This window comes from Nocardia thailandica NBRC 100428, from assembly GCF_000308795.1.
Taxonomy (GTDB): domain Bacteria; phylum Actinomycetota; class Actinomycetes; order Mycobacteriales; family Mycobacteriaceae; genus Nocardia; species Nocardia thailandica.
This window is the reverse complement of sequence record NZ_BAGK01000182.1, coordinates 1-17,777: the sequence shown is the minus strand read 5'-3', so window position 1 is coordinate 17,777 and position 17,777 is coordinate 1. Positions and strand designations below refer to the sequence as shown.

The following is a 17,777-nucleotide window of genomic DNA, read 5'->3' as shown; positions in this document are numbered from 1 at the left end:
TCATTCCGGAATCCGGTGGTGATGCCGTTCCTCGGCCGACAGGGGCCGGATCGCGACCTCGGCCGCCCGTTCGCGCAGCCGGTCCGCGGACACGGCCGCGGTCCACAGCAGCAGCGCGCCGTCGGCGGTGCCCGCGGCCAGGACGCCGTCGTCCGACCAGGAGACCGCGGTGACGGCGCCGCTGTCGCCCGCCAGGATCCGGGCCTGGGCCCCGGCCAGCGGCGCGCGGACCCGCACCGTCCCGTCCCGCCCGCCGGAGGCCAGCACCCCTTCGGCCGACCACGCCACGGCGGTGACCGCGCCGTTGTGCCCGCTGTCGGCCGCGACCTGCCGACCCTCCTCGGGGCGCCACACCAGGACGGTCCCGTCGGCGCCGCCGGTGGCGAGCAGTCCTTCGGGCGACCAGGCCACCGCCGTGACCGCGCTGCCGTGCGCGCTGAGCGCCGCGGTCTGCCGCCAGTCCTCGCGGTGCCAGACGCGGACCACGCCGTCGGTGTCGCCCGCGGCGAGGAGCCCGCCCGCGGACCAGGCCAGGGCGGGCACCGCGCCGCCCTGGCCGCCGAGGTCTGCCAGGGCCCGGAGGTCCTCGCCGCGCAGCACCCGCACGGTCCCATCGGTCCCGCCGCAGGCCAGGTCGCCGCCCGCCGAGGCGATCGAACGCACCGCCGCGCCGGGCACTTCGTCCGGCGGGGCGCCCGCGCCGGGATGCCACACCCACACACGGTCCCGCGCGCGCACCGCCAGCCGATCCCCGTCGAGCCAGACCGCGCTGCGGGGCGCCGCGTCCAACGTGATCGAGGCGCTCACCGCGTCGGCGGTCGGGCGCCGCACCTCGACCCGGCCGTCGCCGGTGGCCACCGCGAGGGCGTCGCCGTGCCAGGTCACGGCGGTGACCGCGGCGGAGGCGGCGATCGCCCGTTCCGGGCGCCGCGCCGAATCCCACACCCGGACCGCCCCGTCGTGGCCGCCGCAGGAGGCGAGCAGGCCGGTGGCCGACCAGGCCAGCGAGAACACCTCGTCGCCGGAGCGGTTGAGGGTCGACGGCCGGGCGGCGGGCCCGCGCGGCCAGACCCGGATGACCCCGTCGTCGCCCGCGCAGGCGAGCACCTCCTGATCCGACCAGGCCAGCGCGAACACGCCGCCGCTGCGCAGCGGCAGTTCCGCGGCGGGACCGCCGACACCTTCCGGCCAGGTCCAGACCGACCCGCCGCCGCCGCCCGCGGCGAGCGCGCCGCGGGGGCTCCAGCCGACCGCCCACACGCCGCTCTCGTCCAGCATCGCCTCCCAGGCATCGCCGAACCCGCTGTCCCACACCCGGATCCGGCCGTCGGCGCCGCCCGTGGCCAGGCGGCCGTCGTGCGACCACGCCACCGAGTTCACGTCGCCGCGGTGCCCGCTCGGCGCCGTCACGGCGCCGGTGTCCGGATCCCACACGCGCACGTCCCCGCCGGACGTGCCGATCGCCAGCCTGCCGTCGCGTGACCAGTCCAGCGCCAGTACCCGGCCCGCGCCCACGGCCAGCGCGGCGTCGGCGTCGCCGGTGCGACGGACCCGGACCACTCCGTCGCCGCCGCCGGAGGCCAGCCTGCCGTCCGGCGACCAGGCCACCGCGAACGCCCCGCTCCCGTGGCCCGCCAGGGTCAGGGGTTCGCCGGAGGACTCGGCGGGCCACACCTGCACCGTGCCGTCGCCCCCCGCCGAGGCGAGCTGCCCGGTCCGGGACCACGACACCGACCAGACCACGCCGACATGCCCGTGCCAGACGTCGCGCAGCGGATTCTCCAGCGCCGCCTGCAGGGCGGTGCGGGCGTGCACGGTGGGCGCGCAGTCGACGATGGCCGCGTGCGCCAGCGTCAGCGCCAGCTGCGGATCGTGGTCGGCCAGTGCCAGCGATTCGTCGGCGAGCCGGTTCGCGGCGGTGCGGTTCTCCTCCCGCTGGCGGTCCAGCGAGGTGCGCACGAAGCGTTCCACGACCGGGGAGAGGGCGCGCTCGTCCAGCCCCTCGGCGGCCTCCCGGAGATGGCTGCCGCGGATGAGGTAGTCCGCGCGCCGACCGCTGCGCTCCCAGACCAGAGCCAGCGGTTCCAGTTCGGTGCGGCGCCGCACCGCCGCCTCGCGGGACCGGACCAGCAGGTTCAGCGGCTCCCACTGCCGCAGCAGGGCCTCGTGGGCGAGATCGAATTCCACCTCCGCCGCCGCTGCCGCCGGCAGCGGCACGGGCCGGTCGTCGACGATGAGCCGGGCGTCCCGGAACTCGGCGACGATCCGGCGCTCCCGCTCACCGAGTTCCCCCGAGCTCACCCGGCGGCGCGTGGGCTCGGGCCCTTCCCAGGTGACGAAACGCAGCAGGGTCTCCAGGATCTCGGCCGGATCGTAGACCGCCGACAACTCGGCGAGGACCTGATCGGCCTGGTGGGCGATCGCGCCCGCGATGCGCCCCGCGTTGTCGTAGTCGCGCAACGTGATGAACTGCTGATCGCTGGCGCCCGCGTAGAGCTGCTGCAGCAGGTATCCCAGCAGTGGCAGCACGTCACCACCGTGCGCCTCGCCGAGCATCAGCTCGACCAGCCCGTCCTCGAAGGTCACATCGGCGGCCCGCGCGGGGCCGACGATGACCTCCCGGATCCGCTCGCGCGGCAGCACCCCGAGACCGTAGGGGTGGGTGAACAGCGAGCCACCGTGTTCGGCCTGGAAGGTGACCAGGAACTCGGCGCGCAGCGAAACCACCACGTGGAAGCGGGGTTCGACGGCCAGCGCCGCCTCCAGCAGGGCGAGGAACCGGTGCCGGTCACCGGACTCGCTCAGCGTGACCAGTTCCTCGAACTGGTCGATGACGAGCAGCAGCCGCCGCTGCTCCCCCCGCGCCTGCAGCAGACGGCGCGCCAGCGTCACCGGGCGCCGGTACGGGACACCGGCGTCCGCGTCCGCCAGCAGGGCGTCGGCCTCGACGCGCAGCGCCTGTTCGGCCGCGAGCAGGCCGTCGGCGTGCTGCCGCTCCTGCGGGCCCGCCGTGATCCGGCACAGCTCCTGGATCGGGTCGGTGCCCGGCAGGATGGGCCCGACGACCTGCCAGCCGCCGCGCTGCCGCACGGTGGGCAGTACCCCGGCCTGGATGAGCGAGGACTTGCCGCAGCCGGAGGGGCCGACGACCGGGATGAACCGCAGCGACGGGAGCTGGCGGGCGGCCACGATCCGTTCGACGAGATCCTCGGTCTCGGTCCGGCGCCCGAAGAAGACTCCCGACCGCGCCGAGTCGAAGGGCTCCAGCCCGGGATAGGGGTTGCCGCTGCCGCTCCACGTGCGATGCAGCGCGCCGCGACGCGACAGCCACAGCACCGACCCGAACGCGCCGAAGGTCAGCGCCGCGAGCCAGAACACGGCGTAGGTGTCGACCGGCCGGAGCACCGCGGGCCATCGCTCGGGGTCGTTGGTGACCAGGTTGGTACCGAATCCCAGGACCACGCCGAGCAGCAGCAGGGGGATGTCGCGCTTGAAGCCCGGGTCCCGCGGCTTCACCTCGGCGCGCCTCTCGGACGCCGGGCGGTCATCGGATCCGGACCATGTAGAAGCCGACCGGTCCGCCGGGGAGCCGGGCGGACCCGCAGACGATGTTCTTGGGCCGCGAGAACAGCAGCCCGTCCAGGTGCACGGCCGGGTCGGCGGCTCTCGTCAGCGTCATCGACACGTGATGGGGGACCTCGGCGTCCGGCGTGCCGACGATGTCGAAGGCCGGGCCGAGGGAACGCCCCCAGCAGGCGCCGCGTAACACACCGGCGGCCGTGTCGTACTCGAGAACCAGATCCGCGGTGTTGCCGTCGAGCCGCATTCCCCAGGTGCCACAGAAGTCCGCGGGCTCGACCGGGCCCGCCCGGAATTGTCCGGCCAGCGGGGCGTCGCGGCGCCAGGCGACGAATCCGAATGGAATTCCGCGCCACGAACTCGATCCGGCGAGGGCATTGTGTCCCCGGGTGAAAAGAAAAGTGGAATACCGTTGTTCGGGCAGGAAATTGTAATCGTGGACGACGAACTCGAGCACATGGGGCGCGGCGCCGACGGCGCCGGTGACGTGGTGGGTCTGCCGGAACCGGTCGCTGACGAAGGTGCCCTCGAACGACCCGTCTCCGCTGCCCCGCAACGACATTCGTCCCGTCCAGCCATCGTCGGAAACCGACCAGGCGCCCTCGAAATGCTCGGAACGGACGGCGGCACGGTGGTGATGGAGCTCGGACAACGAACGCCTCCCCGCCCTCGTGCGATTCCGGCGCGGACGAAACCCGTTCGGGCACCGAATCTCCGCCGTCACACGGAGAATTGTCCCCCCAATCGCTTTGCCGCGCAACGATCTTTCGTGTCGTACAATAGCGACGCGGCAGCAACTCCCCACTACCGAAGGTGCGCGGATGGAACTCGATCCCTCACGTGACGATCGAGTGGCCGCGGTGGACCTGCTGGTGGTCGGTGAGATCAATCCGGACGTGATCGTCAGCGGGGAGAACGTCGAGCCGGTCTTCGGTCAGGTGGAGACCCTCGTCGACGACGTCACCCTCACTCCGGGTAGTTCCTCGGTGCTCACCGCCTGCGGAGCGGCCCGGCTGGGGTTGCGCACGGCGTTCGCCGGCGCCGTCGGCGGGGACCTGTTCGGCCGCTACATGCTAGACGAGATGGCGCGGCGCGGCATCGACACCTCCGCGTGCGTGACCGACCCGGACCGCCCGACCGGTGTCTCGGTGCTGCTGCACCGCGGCGCCGACCGCGCGATCCTCACCGTGCGCGGGGTGATGGCCGACTACCGGGCCGACCGGGTGCCCGCGGACCTGCTGCGCGCGGCCCGGCACCTGCATGTCGGCAGCTACTATCTGCAGCCCGCCCTCCAGGCCGGGCTGCCCGCGCTGTTCGCCGCCGCGCGCGCGGGTGGGACGACCACGTCCCTGGACTGCAATTGGGATCCGCAGGGTCGCTGGGACACCGTTCTCGAGCTGCTGCCACTGACCGACGTCTTCCTGCTCAACGGCCGGGAGGCCGCGCACATCACCGGCCTGCCCGACCCCGGTGCCGCCGCGGCGGCGCTGCGCGCCCTCGGCGGCGATCTGGCGGTGGCGGTGAAACTCGGCGCCGAGGGCGCCCTGCTGCGCGACCGCGACGGCGAACGGCGGGCGCCGGCGCTCCCGGTCGAGGTGGTCGACACCACGGGGGCCGGTGACTCGTTCGACGCCGGGTTCCTCTTCGGGTGGCTCAACGGCTGGGAGGCCGACCGGTCCCTGCGGCTGGCCGTCGCCTGCGGGTCGCTGTCGACCGCGCGGATCGGCGGCGCGCCGGGCCAGCCCGCCCTGGCCGACGCGCTGCCGTACCTGTCCGATGCCCGCTGAACCGGGCGCGGACCTCGCGCGGGAGATCGCCGGTCAGCCGGCGCTGTGGCAGCTCGCCGCAGTGCGGGGCGCCGGGCTCCGGGCGCGCCCCGGCGCGGTGGCGGCCCTGCCGCCGGACGGGCTCCGGCTGGCCGTCATAGGTTGCGGCACATCGCTGTACGTGGCGCGTGCGGTCGCGGCGCTGCGCGAGTCCGCGGGCGCGGGGGAGACCGACGCGTTCACGCCGACCGAACTGCCGCCGCGCAGGAGCTACGACGCCCTGCTCGCCCTCTCCCGTTCGGGAACCACGAGCGAAGTCCTCGAGGCGGTCTCGCGCCACCCCGGCACGCCGGTCTACGCGGTGTGCGGTGACACCGACAGCCCGCTGTCGGCCGCGGCGTCCCACGTGGTCACCCTGGCGGAGGCCGCCGAACCCGGGGTGGTTCAGACCCGTTTCGCCACCACCGTGCTGGCGATGACGCGCGCCTACCTCGGCACGGATCTCACCGCCGCGATCGACGACGCGCGCCGGGCCCTCGCCGACCCGCTGCCGGTCGACCCGGCAGAGCACGGGCACTTCGTCTTCCTCGGCCGGGGCTGGACCGTCGGCCTGGCCCAGGAGGCCGCGCTGAAGATCCAGGAGATGGCCGCCGTCGTCGCCGAGGCCTATCCCGCGCCGGAATACCTGCACGGACCCCTCGGCGCGGCCGCACCCGGCACCGTGGTCTGGTCGCTGGACTGCGCCGACCCGCTCGTGCTGGCCGCCGCCCGCCGCGCCGGTGCCCGGGTGCTCGACCGGCCCGCCGACCCCCTGGCCGAGCTGGTCGCCGTGCACCGGGTGGCCCACGCCCTCGCCCGCGTCCGCGGCCTCGACCCCGCGCATCCGCGGAACCTGACGCGCTCCGTCATCAGGCCCCCGGCGTCCGCGGGGTGAAGGCGTGCCCGCGGCCGTGGTGCCGTGCGGCACCCGGTCACGGACCGCTCGCCGGGGCCACCGAACGCCCCTGTCTCAGCGCGCGATCGAGACGGCGAACGGTGCGAAGCCGGAGGACCGGATGAGGTGGGGGACGAACAGGATCGCGGCCTCGGTGGCGCGGGCGGTCTCGATGCCGCCGAGGTCGCAGAGCCATTCGGGTCGCCAGCCCAGGTCGGCGAGCAGCGCGGCGACGATGTCTTTGGCGTCGGTGTCGTCGCCGGACAGGAACGCGGTCGGTGGCTGGGTGAGCGTTGCGGGTGCGGTCATGACCGAAAACAGCATGGTGTTGAGGGTTTTCACCACGCGGGTGCCGGGCAGGCTGTGCTGCAGCTGTTCGGCCAGGCTCGACCCGGGGTAGAGCAGGGCCGCCGGGAGCCCGTCGGGGCCGTCGAGGGTCGCGTTGGCGAGGTCGAGCAGGATCTTGCCCGCCAGGTCGTCGGCCAGGGCGCCGAGTCGTTCGAGCGAGCTCGCGCCGGGGGTGGCGTTGACGACGATCGCGGCGGCGCGGATCGCGGCGGCGACGGCCTCGGGGGAGCGGTCGGGCACCCGGACGTCGTGGCCCGCGGCGCGCAGCGCGGCGGCGAGGGAGCCGCCGACGCGGCCGCTGCCGAGAACGGTGATGGTGGTCATGACAGTCTCTTCGGGGTCGGAGGTGATCAGCGCGAGAGGGCGCCGACCGCGGCGGCGTGGAGGCCCGGGCCGGTGGCCAGGAAGCTGTCGGCGCCGGGGGTCCAGGGACGGCCGTCGGCGGTGGAGATCCGGCCGCCCGCCTCGGCGACGAGCAGGGCGCCGGGCAGCAGGTCGGCGCGGGCGCCGGCGAACTGCCAGAAGCCGTCGACGCGCCCGGCGGCCACGTTCACCAGGTGCAGGGTGGCGGGCACCGCGACCCGCACGACCAGCGCGTCGCGGAACATGGCGGTGATCGAGGCGCCGAGCCGCGCCACGACGGCGGGATCCTCGTCGGGGCGGGCCTGGCTGGTCGCCACGACGGCCAGCCCGAGATCGGCTGTCGCCGAGACGCGCAGCGGCCGTCTGCCCAGGTGCGCGCCGGCGCCCGCCCGCGCGGTGTAGGTCCGGCCGGTCAGCGGCAGGTGGACCACGGTGAGCACGGGCTGGTTGTCTCGGACCAGGGTGGCGGTGACCGCCCAGTCCGTCAGGGCGTGCAGGTGATTGATGTTGCCTTCGACGGGGTCGACGACCCACCACTCGCCGTCGGGCAGCGCGCCGGCGGCGAGCTCCTCCTCGACCCAGCGCGCGCCAGGGCGCAGTGCTTCCAGCTGCGGACGCAGCACGTCGAGGACGGCGTCGTCGTTGGCGGCCAGGGCGCGCCCGAGATCGTCGCGGCTGTCGTAGGCGACGATGTCGCCGAAGCGGTCCAGCAGGATCGAACCCGCTGCGCGAACCGCGATCTCGGTCTGCGCGAGCAGTGCGGCGTCGGTGGCGACACCGCCGGGCAGGGTGATTTCGGGCATGACGAAACTCCTTGTCGGTGAGGGGGTTCGGGATCGGGCCGCCGGGTGGAACCGGCTGGTCCGTGTTCGTCTTCGACGCTATGCCCACCGACAGTTAACGACAAGTGCATGCTGAGCACGCCTAGGATGACTGTCATGCAATTGGATCTGAATCTGCTCGCGGCCCTCGATGCCCTGCTGGAGGAGGGCAGCGTGGCGGGCGCCGCCGAGCGGTTGCACGTGACGCCACCGGCGATGAGCCGCAGCCTCGGGCGGATACGGCGCACCACCGGGGACCAGATCCTGGTGCGCACCGGGCGGACGATGGTTCCCACGCCCTATGCCCTCGCGATCCGGGCGCAGGTACACGACCTGCTGGCCCAGGTGCGCGGAGTCCTCGCGCCCAGTCGCGTGCTCGACCTCGACACCCTCGACCGGACCTTCACGCTGCGCTGGCACGACTCGCTCGTCGCGCTGGCAGGCCCGGCGCTGTTGTCCTCGGTGCGCGAGCGGGCGCCGGGGGTGCGCCTGCGCTTCCTCGCGGAGTCCAGCGTCGACACCCCCGAATTGCGCCGCGGCGAAGTCGATCTCGCCGCGAACGCGGACCGGCCGACCACTCCGGAGATCCGGGCCGAACAAGTGGCACGCACCCGTCACGTCGTCGTGGCGCGCCGCGGGCATCCACTGGCCCTCGGCGAGACGATCACCGTCGCCGAGTACGCCGACGCCGAGCACGTCACCATCTCCCGCCGGGGCACGATGGCCAACCTGCTCGACGACGAACTCGCCCGCCGGGGCCTCACCCGCCGGGTGGTGGCCGCCGTGCCCACCGAGCACGCCGCGTTCCGGATCGCGCGCGCGTCCGACGTCCTGGTCACCGCGCCCGCGGCGACCGCCCTGGCCGCCGCGGCCGACCTCGGCCTCGCGCTGCTCGCGCTGCCACTCGAGGTGCCCGACGCCGCAGTGTACCTGTCGTGGCATCAGCGCTACGACACCGACCCCGCCCACACCTGGCTGCGCGACCTCGCCCGGAACGCGTTGGCCGAGAACGTCGCCGAGTAGGGACCCCGGATCGTCAGGGTCCGGGGGCGGGCTCGGCGGTCCTCCGCGCGGCCATCACCCGGGGATCCCCGTGAGGAATCGGTCGATCGCGGCCCGGGAGCGTCTGTCGGCAGTGGGAGAGCAGACCAGGCACGTGGCCGGCGGCGGCTGGTGTGTCGAATTCTCGTAGTCGTCAGGGTCTTTTGCCGACCTGGCGTGAGGTCCACGCCAGCAGCGCGGCCTGGGCGATGAAGAAGACGCCGCCGCCGGTGGCGTACACGGACAGCACGTGTAGCGACGGCGAATCGCCGGTGGCCTGGGCCAGGTAGGTGAGGCCGACCAGGAAGGACAGGCCGCCGGAGATCAGCGTCGGCCACTGCCGGCCGAACACCGGGCCACGGCGGCGCAGGCCGACGGTGAGCTGTGCCGCGCCCGACACCACGGCCCAGGCCCCGAAGACGCCGAGCACCGTGCCCGCGCCGCCGGCGGCCCCTGCGAACCCGAGCGCGGCGGCGACGACCGCGCCGAGCGCGCCGTTGAGCGCCGTCACCCGGCGTTCGGGTCCGTCGGGCATGCCGCGGTGGTCGATCAGCGACGACACGGCGTCGATCAGCGGATAGGCGACGAGCAGCGCCACGGCCGCCCCGTCGAGGGTGTCGCTCACGACGGCGAAGGCTGCCGCCCACCCGATGGCCAGGACACCGCGCCCCAGCGACAGGCGGATCACCGCCGACCGTTCCGACGTCGGAACGGTCGGTATTGCGGTCGTACTCATGGGATTTCCGTTCGTTCGGGCCGGGTTCGGCCGAGGAGTTCACGCGCAGTGGGGCCGCGGCCGTGCAGGACGGCGGCTTCCGACCAGATCACCATCGCGATCGGGCCGGTCACGAACAGCGCTGCGATGAAGGCCTGTTCGGTCATCGCCTGCTCCGGTCGGCCGACCGTTCGAAGGCGTGGGCGCCGGGTGTCAGCGGCCCGGACATCACGCGGCCCGCAGCGGTGCGGCGAAGGACTTGCGCAGCGAGGACGGCCCGACCAGCGGCAGCAGCGCCGCCAGGAGCCTGCCCTTGACCGCCGTGGGCGTGCGGGTCAGTTCGACATCGACGCGCGTGCCCCGCTCGGTGGGTGTGGCACGGAAGACCCAGCCGCCGCCCGCGCCGAACAGTTTGGAGTCCAGCGTGGTGACGGTGACGGTGTCGCCCGCGGGGTCCCAGTCGTAGCGGGCGCGTTCCCAGGCGGAGGCGGTGCCCTCGGTGACCTCGGCCCAGGTCTCGCCCCGGTCGTGCACGACGAAGTGCTCGGCGTCGATGGAGTTCGACCAGGTCTCGGGGCGGGTGGGCCCGAAGTCGGTGAGCACGTGCACGACCTCGGCGGGAGTCAGGGTGGACAGCAGGTGGAAGCGGATCGTCGTCATGGCTCAACGATCGCCGCCGGCGCACACCCGCCGAATCTGTCGGATGACGCACGCGGTGACGTAATCGCGGGTGACTACGTCATGGTCGGCGTCAGATGACAGATGTGGCGCCCGTGGGGTGCGGCCCAAGGTGGAACCACCCCCACCGCACCGTTCGTTCGAAAGGACCATCGACATGGTCGACATCCGCCGTCCGCACCGAATCATCGCCGCGGCCACGGCCGCCGTCGCCGCGGGCGCCCTCGCCGTCGCCTGCAGCGCGAGCACCACCACAGCGGCCGGACCGGCACCGGATGCGCCGCGGCCCACCGTGGTCCTGGTCCACGGCGCGTTCGCGGACGGCTCCAGCTGGAACGACGTCGTCGGCAAGCTCATCGCCGACCGGTATCCCGTTGTCGCGGTGGCCAATCCGCTGCGGGGGCCCGCCGCGGACGCGGCGGTCGTGCGCAGCGTGATCGACCACATCCAGGGCCCGGTGGTCCTGGTCGGGCACTCCTACGGCGGGTCGGTGATCAGCGCGGCCGCCGCGGGCAACGACCAGGTTCGCTCGCTGGTCTACGTGGCGGCCTTCCAGCCGGCCCCGGGGGAGACCGCGCTGGAGCTGACGAACAAGTTCCCCGGTTCCACCCTTCCCGGCACTCTCGACCCGGTCCCGTTCACCGCGGCGGACGGCAGCGCGGGCACCGATCTCTACATCCAGCGGACGAAGTTCCCCGCCCAGTTCGCCGCCGACGTGCCCGCCGAGCGTGCCGCGCTGGCCGCCGCCGCCCAGCGCCCCATCGCGCAGGCCGCGCTCGAGGAGAAGGCCACCGTGGCCGCGTGGGCCGACAAGCCGAGCTGGTCGGTGGTCACCACCCAGGACCTCAACATCCCGGCCGCCGCGCAGCGGTTCATGGCCGAGCGGGCGCACTCCCGAATCACCGAGGTCGCCGCGTCGCATTCGGTGGCCGTCTCGCATCCCGATGTGGTCGCCGACGTCATCGAGCAGGCCGCCACCCGCTGACCATCACCACAACCCTCGAGGAGAACACCGATCATGGACATGAAACTGGAAGTCGTCGTGCTGCCCGTCACCGACGTCGACCGCGCCAAGGCCTTCTACGTCGACCGGCTCGGCTTCCGGCTCGACGCCGATTTCCCCGTCGACGACGGCTATCGGGTCGTGCAGGTCACCCCGCCCGGCTCGGGATGCTCGATCATCTTCGGCACCGGAGTCGCCGCGGCCGCACCGGGTTCCACGCACGGCCTGCACCTCATCGTCGCCGACATCGAGCGGGCCGTCGCGGAGCTGGCCGGGCGCGGTGTCGCGGTCGACGGCCCCTTCCGCGACGCCACCGGCGTGTTCCACCACCCCGACGCCGCGCACCGGGTGCCGGGCGCCGACCCGCAGCGGCGTTCCTACGGCTCCTTCGCCGCGTTCACCGATCCCGACGGCAACGGCTGGTACCTGCAGGAAGTCACCCAGCGCGCGCCCGGCCGCTGATCGAGAAGGGAAACAACATGTCCGACAACGAAACCCGCACCTACGATGTCGTGGTGATCGGCGCGGGTCCGGTCGGCGAGAACGTCGCCGACCGGACCCGCGCCGCGGGGCTGAGCACCGTGATCGTCGAGGCCGAACTGGTCGGCGGCGAGTGCTCGTACTGGGCGTGCGAACCCAGCAAGGCGCTGCTGCGCCCGGCGCTGCTCCACCGCGAGGCCGCCCGCTTCCCCGGGGTGGCGAGCGCGGTCACCGGGCCCCTCGACGCCGCCGCGGTGCTGAAGCATCGCGACCGCATGGCGGCCGAGTGGAACGACGAGGACCAGCTCGCCTGGCTCGCCTCGGTCGGGGTCGACCTGGTGCGCGGCCACGGCAGGCTCGACGGGCCCAAACGGGTGGCGGTCCGCACGCCCGACGGCCGCACCGTGCGGCTCGTCGCCCGCCACGCGGTCGCCCTCTGCACCGGGACCTCCGCCGCGCTGCCGCCGCTGCCCGACCCGGCCGCGTTGCGGCCGTGGACCAGTCGCGAGGCCACCGCCGCGCAGTCGGTGCCGGATCGGCTGGCGATCCTCGGGGCGGGGGTCGTCGCGGTCGAGATGGCCACCGCCTGGCAGGCCCTCGGCGCCCGGGTGACCCTGATCGCCCGGGAATCGCGGCTGCTGGAGCGCGTGGAGCCGTTCGCCGCGGACCTGGTCACCGAGCGGCTCCGGGAAGCGGGCGTCGACCTGCGGCTGGGCACGGCCATCACGACCGCGCGGCGCGGGGAGAACGGGGTGCGCGTCGTCCTCGCGGACGGGGCGGAGCTGATGGCCGACGAACTCTTGCTGGCGACCGGGCGCGCGCCGCGGACCACCGACCTCGGCGTCGACACCGTCGGCCTGTCGCCGGGGGAGTGGCTGAGCACCGACGACACGCTCACCGTCACCGCGGTCGAGGGCGAGTGGCTCTATGCCGTCGGCGACGTCAATCGCCGGGCTCTGCTCACCCACCAGGGCAAATACCAGGCGCGCATCGCCGGGGCGGTCATTGCCGCCCGGGCGCGCGGGCGGGACCTGGACACCACGCGCTGGGGCGCGCACGCCGCCACCGCCGACCGGGACGCGGTGCCGCAGGTGGTGTTCACCGACCCGGAGATCGCGTCGGTCGGCCTGACCACCGCCGATGCCGCCCGCACCGGACGCGCAGTGCACGTGGTCGACTACGAGATCGGCCACGTGGCAGGGGCGATCCAGCACGATCCGGGATATCGCGGCCGGGCGCGGGTGCTCGTCGATCCCGATCGCGGGGTCGTCGTCGGCGCCACCTTCGCCGGCCCCGGGGTTGCCGAACTGCTGCACTCGGCGACCGTCGCGATCGCCGGAGAGGTTCCCCTGGAACGACTCTGGCATGCCGTGCCCTCGTTCCCGACGATCGGCGAGGTCTGGCTGCGGCTGCTGGAAACCTATCGCGATCAGCGGGACCGGGGAGAGCTCGCGTGATCACCTACGACCGGCTCTACCTCGGCGGCAGGTGGACCGAGGCCAGCGAGCCCGCCCTGCTGGAGATCCTGTCTCCGCACGATCGTTCGGTGATCGGCCGGGCGGCGCAGGCGCACCCCACGGACGTGGACAGGGCGGTGGCGGCGGCCGCCGCCGCCTTCGACAGCCGCGTCTGGCGCGACACCCCACCGGCCGTCCGCATCGAAACGCTCCGGCGCTTCGACGAGTTGCGTGCCGCCCGAGCCGAGCGCATCGCCGCGCTCATCACCGCCGAGAACGGTTCGGCCGCGTGGTTCACCACGGCGGGCCAGGCGGGACTGACGCGGCAGGCACGCGCCTATTTCGCCGCGGCAGAAGACTTTCCGTGGGAACGCGAGCTCGCCCCGTCGGACCCGTCCGATCCGGTCCGCACGGTGGTCCGCCGGGAACCGGTCGGCGTGGTCGCGGCGGTGATTCCGTGGAATTCGCCCTTCGCGGCCGCGACCGCGAAGCTCCTGCCCGCCCTGCTCGCCGGGAACTCGGTGGTGCTCAAGGCATCTCCGGAGAATTCGCTGAGCATGGGCGTGCTGGCCGAGCTGATGGATCAGGTCGGGCTCCCCGACGGTGTCCTCAGCGTGCTGCCTGCCGACCGCGACACCAGTGAGTACCTGATCTCGCATCCCCGGGTGGACAAGATCGCGTTCACCGGCTCGACCGGGGCGGGCAGGCGCATCGCCGCCATCGCGGGCGCTCAGCTCAAGCGCGTCAGCCTCGAGCTGGGCGGGAAGTCGGCGGCGGTGATCCTGCCGGACGCCGACCTGACCGCGGTGACGGCGGGCCTGAAGTTCGGTTCCCTGCTGAACAACGGCGAATCCTGCATCGCCCATACCCGGATCCTCGCCCCGCGCAGCCGGTACGCGGAGGTGGTGGCCGCGCTCGCCGCGCTGGTGGAGTCGCTGCCGGTCGGTGATCCGAGCGATCCGCGTACCTTCATCGGGCCGATGGTGCGCGGTGATCAGCAGCGGCGGGTCCGCGACTACATCGAGCTCGGCATCGCGGAGGGGGCGCGGCTGGTCTGCGGTGGCCCGCACCTGCCGCCCGGCCTGGGCGACGGCTTCTACGTCACTCCGACGGTCTTCGCCGATGTGACCCCGGCCATGCGGATCGCGCGTGAGGAGATCTTCGGCCCGGTCCTGGTGGTGATCCCCTACGACGGCCTGGACGACGCCCTGCGCATCGCCGACGACTCCGACTACGGGCTCTCCGGCGGCGTGTGGTCGGCCGACGAGGACGCCGCCCTGGCGTTCGCGCGCCGCATCCGGGCGGGAACGGTCACCGTCAACGGCGCGCCGGTGGGATTCGACGGCCCGTTCGGTGGCTTCAAGGCCAGCGGAATCGGCCGCGAGTTCGGTGCGGTCGGGCTGGGCCAGTACACCGAGTACCAGACCATCACCCTGTAGACGGCACTCCGGCGCCGGGCGGCCCGCCCGGCGCCGGAGTACGCGTGTGTGGCGGTGGCTTCCTTCACATCCGGGCGGCGTCGACGATCGCCTGCGCGAACGGCCGTGGCGCTTCCTGCGGGACGTTGTGACCGATGCCGTCGAGCACCCGGTGTTCGTACTTCCCGGTGAACTTTCCCCGGTAGGCCTTTCCGTCCCCGGCCGCGCCGTCGAAGTCGCTGGCGATCGTGATGGCCGGGACCGGGATGACCGGCCCGGTCGACAGGCGCTGCTCGTCGTCGTCGTATCGCGCTTCGCCCGGGGCAAGGCCGAGCCGCCAGCGGTAGTTGGAGATGACGATGTCGACGTGGTCGGGATTGTCGAAGGCCGCGCCGCTGCGCTGATAGGTCGCCTCGTCGAAATCCCAGGCCGGAGAGGCATTCCGCCAGATCAGCCTGTTGAAGTCGTGGCGATGGCGCGCGTAGCCGAGTCGCCCGCGTTCGGTGGCGAAGTAGTACTGATACCACCAGCCGAGCTCCGCGGCGGGCGCCAGCGGCTGCTGCTGGGCCGCGAGCTGGGTGACGATGTACCCGCTCACCGCGACCAGCGCCGCGACCCGCTCCGGCCAGAGCGCGGCGATGATGTCGACCGTCCGCGCGCCCCAGTCGAATCCGCCGAGCACCGCTTCGTCGATGCGCAGCGCGTCCAGGAAGTCGACGATGTCGCGCGCGATGGCGGACTGCTGACCGTTGCGCGGCGTCTGCGCGGACAGGAAGCGCGTCGGCCCGTATCCGCGCAGGAACGGGACCAGCACCCGGAAGCCCGACTCGGCCAGCAGCGGGCCCACGTCGGCGAAGCTGTGCGGGTCGTAGGGCCAGCCGTGCACCAGCACCACGGGTTGCCCGGAGGCGGGACCGAATTCGGCGTAGGCGACGTCGAGCACGCCCGCCTGGATCGACTTGATCGGTCCCAGGTTCGTGTTGGTTCCCGCGCCTGCCCGCAGCGCGGCGCCGGGGACGGCGGGTGCGGCCGGTGCCTCGGTGGCGCAGGCGCCCAGGGAGGTCGCGGCCAGCCCGGCGGCGCCCGCCGCGAGCGCGCCGCCGAAGAGTCGTCGTCGATTGATGTCCATGGCATCGACGCTAGGGAGCGGGTGGGTCCCGCCGCGTGCGTCGGATGACGTAATCGGTGTCGATCGCCGCGTGCCGGTCAGACCGCCGGGCCGTCCAGGGACGGCAGCAGCGCGGCGAGATCACCGCGAGAACTGATGCCGAGCTTCGGGAAGATCCTGTGCAGGTGCGTGCTGACGGTCCGATGCGACAGGAAGAGCCGCTGCCCGATCTCCCGGTTCGTCAGCCCCTGCGCCGCCAGCTGCGCGATGCTGAGCTCGTGCGGGGTCAGCCGTTCACGCGCGTCCGGGTCGCGGTTCGGGCTGGATTCGCCCGCGCTGCGCAGCTCGAGGCGGGCGCGTTCGCTCCACGCGGTGAAGCCGAGGGCGTCGAAGATCTCCCTGGCCGTGCGCAGGTGGGTTCGGGATTCGACCACCCGGCGCTGGCGGCGCAGCCACTCGCCGTAGGCCAGATGCAGCCTGCCGCGCTCGGCAGGCCAGCCGGTGAGGTCGGCCGCCAGCGCCTCGGCGAACCGCTCCGCGGCCGAGTCGCCCGCGAGAACGGCCCGGGCATAGCGCATTCCGATGTGCAGTGCCGGTGAGGATGTGGTGGTGGCGACCGGTTCCAGCCCGCGCAGCAGGTCCGCGACGGCCGCGGTACGGCCCGCGCGCACCGCGGCCTCGCTGAGCTCGGTCAGGAAACACACCCGCAGTGCCAGCGAATACGACGGGTCCAGCGGATCGTGGACGCGGGCCAGATCGGTGAACGCGTCGTCGAAACGGCCCTCGCCCAGCGCGATGATGCCGCGCGTGAGCTGCACGGTCGCCAGCACCGGACGTACGGCGGCGGCCAGCCCGGTCCGTTCGGTGTCGGCGGCGATCGCCGCGGCCATCACGTAATCGCCACGCAGCGCGGCGATCTCGGCCTGGACACCGGTGGCGGAGGCGTGCATGAATGTCTGCCCGGTCTCCAGCGCGAAGGCCGCGGCCTCGGCCGCGATGGGCGCTGCGGCGGCGAGGTCACCGACCCTGGCCAGGCTCCACGCCTGGATCGCCAGGGCCCGCGTGAGCAGGCCGAGCCGGCCCGCCGATCGGAAGCCGGGCACGGCCGCGCCGGCGAAGTGGGCCGCCAGATCGAACGCGCCGACCTGATAGGCGGCGCTGCTGAGGAAGTAGTCGACCTCCGGGTCACGGCCGGTGCCGGCCGCCAGCTGTCGAAGGTGACCGAGGACCTGCTCGCCGCGCTCGAACGGCGCAACGATCGAATCGATCGCCAGCTTGCGATGATCGCCGTCGGGGATGCCCAGGGAGTCGGCGACGGCCAGGACCGCGCGCCGGACATCAGGGCCCGGCTCGGACCAGAAGCATCGCATGGCCGCACCCCACAGGATCCGCAGCGCCGGATCGGGGTATCCGTCGGCGGCGACGGCGGCGGCCAGCGCCGCCAGTTCGCCGATCCGCGCCGGGCTCTCCCTGATCCCGTCCTCGGGCGCGCTGAGCACCCAGCTCGCGGTGGCCTCCTGCTCCGGGGTGAGCGGTAGCGAGCGCGCGGCGTCGATGAGCCGGTCGACGATGTCGCGGCGGCCCGAGTCCACGGCCAGTTCGGCCGCGCGCAGCAGCCGGTCGGCGCGGCGTCCGGTATCGCCGCTGAGCGCGGCGGCGCGTTCGAGCGCCGCGATCGCCCCGTCGCGATGCCTGGCGCGCTCGGCGGCCGCCTCCAGCGCCGCGGCCACGTCCTCGTCCACGCCCGCCGCGCCGGCCGCCCGGTGCCACACCTGACGATCCGGCGACCCGTCGAGCACCTCGGCCAGCGCCAGGTGCGCCCGGCGGCGCTCCTCCCCCCGCGCCGCCGCGACCAGCGCCGAGCGGACCAGGGGATGACGGAACGTGACTGTGCCAGAGCCGATATCGATCAGCCGCGCGCTCACGGCGGGGGCGAGCACGTCGGCGTCGACCGTGGTTCCGATGCGGCGGCCGGTGGCGGCGAAGTACTTCGGTGAGCGCGTTGCCGTCGTCGAGCGCGGCGATCAGCACGCCGGACCTGGTGTGTTCGGGCAGTTCCGCGCCGC

The 17,777-nt window shown here is 73.6% G+C and carries 16 protein-coding genes; 7 read left to right on the top strand and 9 right to left on the bottom strand.

Annotated features, from left to right (window positions below; translation table 11 throughout):
- Nucleotides 1-3,516, bottom strand: coding sequence for an nSTAND1 domain-containing NTPase (locus ON36_RS19740; protein ID WP_043655650.1), 3,516 nt, complete (start codon nt 3,514-3,516; stop codon nt 1-3).
- A 28-nt stretch (nt 3,517-3,544) separates the two neighbouring features.
- A complete protein-coding gene (locus tag ON36_RS19735; RefSeq protein ID WP_157224948.1) occupies nt 3,545-4,135 on the bottom strand; it encodes a hypothetical protein in 591 nt (196 codons plus the stop codon).
- A 265-nt stretch (nt 4,136-4,400) separates the two neighbouring features.
- Here ON36_RS19735 and ON36_RS19730 point away from each other — a divergent pair, with 265 nt between their 5' ends.
- Nucleotides 4,401-5,366 (top strand): carbohydrate kinase family protein, encoded by a 966-nt coding sequence (locus ON36_RS19730; RefSeq protein WP_052314151.1) that lies wholly within the window; start codon nt 4,401-4,403, stop codon nt 5,364-5,366.
- Nucleotides 5,356-6,279 carry an SIS domain-containing protein gene (locus ON36_RS19725; RefSeq protein WP_043655644.1) on the top strand — a complete coding sequence of 308 codons (924 nt, stop codon included), beginning with the start codon at nt 5,356-5,358 and terminating at the stop codon, nt 6,277-6,279. The genes ON36_RS19730 and ON36_RS19725 overlap by 11 nt, the downstream gene beginning before the upstream one ends.
- 75 nt (nt 6,280-6,354) lie before the next feature.
- Here the strand turns inward: ON36_RS19725 and ON36_RS19720 are convergent, their stop codons facing one another.
- Nucleotides 6,355-6,951, bottom strand: coding sequence for an NADPH-dependent F420 reductase (locus tag ON36_RS19720; RefSeq protein ID WP_043655641.1), 597 nt, complete (start codon nt 6,949-6,951; stop codon nt 6,355-6,357).
- A 26-nt stretch (nt 6,952-6,977) separates the two neighbouring features.
- Entirely contained in the window at nt 6,978-7,793 is an 816-nt protein-coding gene (locus tag ON36_RS19715; RefSeq protein ID WP_043655638.1) for an inositol monophosphatase family protein, read from the bottom strand.
- A 135-nt stretch (nt 7,794-7,928) separates the two neighbouring features.
- Here ON36_RS19715 and ON36_RS19710 point away from each other — a divergent pair, with 135 nt between their 5' ends.
- Complete coding sequence (locus ON36_RS19710; RefSeq protein ID WP_043655635.1) at nt 7,929-8,834, top strand: LysR family transcriptional regulator; 906 nt, start codon at nt 7,929-7,931, stop codon at nt 8,832-8,834.
- Between the two features lie 172 nt (nt 8,835-9,006).
- On the opposite strand, the gene ON36_RS19705 is transcribed toward ON36_RS19710, so the two are convergent.
- From ON36_RS19705 to ON36_RS19700, 3 genes are all read right to left on the bottom strand, one after another.
- Nucleotides 9,007-9,588 carry a hypothetical protein gene (locus tag ON36_RS19705; protein ID WP_043655632.1) on the bottom strand — a complete coding sequence of 194 codons (582 nt, stop codon included), beginning with the start codon at nt 9,586-9,588 and terminating at the stop codon, nt 9,007-9,009.
- Nucleotides 9,585-9,734 carry a hypothetical protein gene (locus ON36_RS34925; RefSeq protein WP_157224947.1) on the bottom strand — a complete coding sequence of 50 codons (150 nt, stop codon included), beginning with the start codon at nt 9,732-9,734 and terminating at the stop codon, nt 9,585-9,587. Before ON36_RS34925 ends, ON36_RS19705 begins: the two co-directional genes overlap by 4 nt.
- Before the next feature lie 61 nt (nt 9,735-9,795).
- Nucleotides 9,796-10,227: an SRPBCC family protein gene (locus tag ON36_RS19700; protein WP_043655628.1), complete on the bottom strand. Its 432-nt coding sequence runs from the start codon at nt 10,225-10,227 to the stop codon at nt 9,796-9,798.
- Nucleotides 10,228-10,402: 175 nt separating this feature from the next.
- Here ON36_RS19700 and ON36_RS19695 point away from each other — a divergent pair, with 175 nt between their 5' ends.
- The 4 genes from ON36_RS19695 to ON36_RS19680 are packed head-to-tail and all read left to right on the top strand — an operon-like array spanning nt 10,403 to nt 14,624.
- Nucleotides 10,403-11,230, top strand: coding sequence for an alpha/beta fold hydrolase (locus ON36_RS19695; RefSeq protein WP_083885248.1), 828 nt, complete (start codon nt 10,403-10,405; stop codon nt 11,228-11,230).
- Nucleotides 11,231-11,263: 33 nt separating this feature from the next.
- Nucleotides 11,264-11,710 (top strand): VOC family protein, encoded by a 447-nt coding sequence (locus ON36_RS19690; RefSeq protein ID WP_043655625.1) that lies wholly within the window; start codon nt 11,264-11,266, stop codon nt 11,708-11,710.
- A 17-nt stretch (nt 11,711-11,727) separates the two neighbouring features.
- Complete coding sequence (locus ON36_RS19685; RefSeq protein ID WP_043655622.1) at nt 11,728-13,185, top strand: dihydrolipoyl dehydrogenase family protein; 1,458 nt, start codon at nt 11,728-11,730, stop codon at nt 13,183-13,185.
- Nucleotides 13,182-14,624, top strand: a complete 1,443-nt coding sequence (locus ON36_RS19680) for an aldehyde dehydrogenase (RefSeq protein ID WP_043655619.1) — start codon at nt 13,182-13,184, stop codon at nt 14,622-14,624. Before ON36_RS19685 ends, ON36_RS19680 begins: the two co-directional genes overlap by 4 nt.
- A gap of 64 nt (nt 14,625-14,688) precedes the next feature.
- On the opposite strand, the gene ON36_RS19675 is transcribed toward ON36_RS19680, so the two are convergent.
- Nucleotides 14,689-15,732, bottom strand: coding sequence for an alpha/beta hydrolase (locus tag ON36_RS19675; RefSeq protein ID WP_043655616.1), 1,044 nt, complete (start codon nt 15,730-15,732; stop codon nt 14,689-14,691).
- 77 nt (nt 15,733-15,809) lie between these two features.
- Complete coding sequence (locus tag ON36_RS19670; protein WP_245558134.1) at nt 15,810-17,651, bottom strand: helix-turn-helix domain-containing protein; 1,842 nt, start codon at nt 17,649-17,651, stop codon at nt 15,810-15,812.
- Nucleotides 17,652-17,777: the final 126 nt, after the last annotated feature.

Coding starts and splice junctions, on each gene's coding strand:
- ON36_RS19730 (WP_052314151.1), top strand. CDS start 4,401: ATGGAACTCGATCCCTCACGTGACGATCGAGTGGCCGCGGTGGACCTG.
- ON36_RS19725 (WP_043655644.1), top strand. CDS start 5,356: ATGCCCGCTGAACCGGGCGCGGACCTCGCGCGGGAGATCGCCGGTCAG.
- ON36_RS19720 (WP_043655641.1), bottom strand. CDS start 6,951: ATGACCACCATCACCGTTCTCGGCAGCGGCCGCGTCGGCGGCTCCCTC.
- ON36_RS19715 (WP_043655638.1), bottom strand. CDS start 7,793: ATGCCCGAAATCACCCTGCCCGGCGGTGTCGCCACCGACGCCGCACTG.
- ON36_RS19710 (WP_043655635.1), top strand. CDS start 7,929: ATGCAATTGGATCTGAATCTGCTCGCGGCCCTCGATGCCCTGCTGGAG.
- ON36_RS19705 (WP_043655632.1), bottom strand. CDS start 9,588: ATGAGTACGACCGCAATACCGACCGTTCCGACGTCGGAACGGTCGGCG.
- ON36_RS34925 (WP_157224947.1), bottom strand. CDS start 9,734: ATGACCGAACAGGCCTTCATCGCAGCGCTGTTCGTGACCGGCCCGATC.
- ON36_RS19700 (WP_043655628.1), bottom strand. CDS start 10,227: ATGACGACGATCCGCTTCCACCTGCTGTCCACCCTGACTCCCGCCGAG.
- ON36_RS19695 (WP_083885248.1), top strand. CDS start 10,403: ATGGTCGACATCCGCCGTCCGCACCGAATCATCGCCGCGGCCACGGCC.
- ON36_RS19690 (WP_043655625.1), top strand. CDS start 11,264: ATGGACATGAAACTGGAAGTCGTCGTGCTGCCCGTCACCGACGTCGAC.
- ON36_RS19685 (WP_043655622.1), top strand. CDS start 11,728: ATGTCCGACAACGAAACCCGCACCTACGATGTCGTGGTGATCGGCGCG.
- ON36_RS19675 (WP_043655616.1), bottom strand. CDS start 15,732: ATGGACATCAATCGACGACGACTCTTCGGCGGCGCGCTCGCGGCGGGC.